At 66.9% G+C, this 1,293-nt stretch carries 3 pseudogenes; 1 reads left to right on the top strand and 2 read right to left on the bottom strand.

Features of this window, described 5'->3' with window-relative positions:
- Together A9Z05_RS38080 and A9Z05_RS38075 are read right to left on the bottom strand one after the other, a co-directional pair.
- Positions 1-410, bottom strand: a pseudogene (locus A9Z05_RS38080) (amino acid deaminase); the annotation flags it as partial.
- Between the two features lie 2 nt (positions 411-412).
- A pseudogene (locus tag A9Z05_RS38075) lies at positions 413-974 on the bottom strand (alanine racemase); the annotation flags it as partial.
- A gap of 119 nt (positions 975-1,093) precedes the next feature.
- On the opposite strand from A9Z05_RS38075, the pseudogene A9Z05_RS38070 reads away from it, so the two are divergent.
- A pseudogene (locus A9Z05_RS38070) lies at positions 1,094-1,293 on the top strand (transcriptional regulator); the annotation flags it as partial.

The raw sequence follows: 1,293 nt of genomic DNA, 5'->3' as shown, positions 1-1,293 counted from the left end.
GCGCGGTCGGCTTCCGGCACCGACTGCACGTACGCCCACAGCTGCAGCGCCGGCAACAGCCCTTCGCCCATCGAGCGGGCGATCGGGTTGCGCGCGAACACGTCGGTCTGCGCCTTCTTGTAGATGCCGACATCGTGCGTCAGGTAGCAGCCCGGACGCAGCACGACTTCCGCGAAGCCCGCGTCGGACACCTTCCTGAATTCTTCCGCGACCACGTCGTACCACGCCGAACCGGCGCCGGACAGGATCGCCGGCGTGCGCGCGAAGCGGCCGGCTTCGGCCAGCTCGCGCGTGAGGGCGACCGCCTGTTGCAGGAACGCGCGGATCTCGCCTTCCTCTTTCAGCACGCCTTCATAGAGCTCGATGCCGGCCAGCTTCAGCGTGTCCGGATAGCGCGCGATCGCGGCCAGNNCGCGCTGCGCGGCATCGCGCACGCCCGCGCGGCCGCCCGGCACGCCGAGCTCGATCAGCACGTTCAGCGATTTCTTCGCATCGCCGAAGAACCGGCCGAGCTGGTCGACGCTCTCCGCGGAATCGACGAGACAGAAGAATTCGAAATCGGGATCGGACAGCAGCCCCGCGATGATCGTCATGTTCTGGCGGCCGACCAGCTGGTTCGCGAGCAGCACGCGCCGCACGCCGCCGTGATACGCGGCCTGCGTCTGGTGCGCGGTCGCGAGCGTGATGCCCCACGCGCCGGCGTCGAGCTGGCGGCGGAACAGTTGCGGCGCCATCGTCGTCTTGCCGTGCGGCGCGAACTTGACGCCGTATTTCTGCACGAACGCCTGCATCCAGTTCAGGTTGTGCTCGACGCGATCCTCGTAAAGCACGGCGGCCGGCAGGCTGACGTCTTCCGCGAGCAGGTTCCATTCGAGCCGGCCGGCGTCGCCGAGCGGCACGCTCGCGCTCGGCACATTGCCCAGGCCCTTGCCGAACGGATCGATCGTCGCTTCCTGATAGTTTGTAACTTTCATGTCATCCCGCTCCATCATCACTATGCATTGCACTGAAGTTGACATGCAGATGGTACAGAAAGTAGCATCGGCGCGGTGATGTTATTTAATAACATCAAGTCCCGCACCCTTTTCCGTCGATGAATACGCCCGCTTCCCCGTCCGCTCCGACTGCCGCCGAGCCGCATCCGGCTCAGGCCGCCGCCCCGGTCCTCGACATCGTCGCGCGAATCGCCGAGTGCGCGCCCGAGTTGCGCGAAGCCGAGCGCAAGGTCGCCGCGTTCATCCTCGCCGACCTCGCGCGCGCCGCGCATGCGAGCATCGGCGCGCTCGCGCGCGA

The organism is Burkholderia sp. A2, assembly GCF_001729305.1.
GTDB classification, from domain to species: domain Bacteria; phylum Pseudomonadota; class Gammaproteobacteria; order Burkholderiales; family Burkholderiaceae; genus Burkholderia; species Burkholderia sola.
The sequence above is the reverse complement of the archived record's forward strand: the minus strand, read 5'-3'. Positions and strand labels throughout refer to the sequence as shown.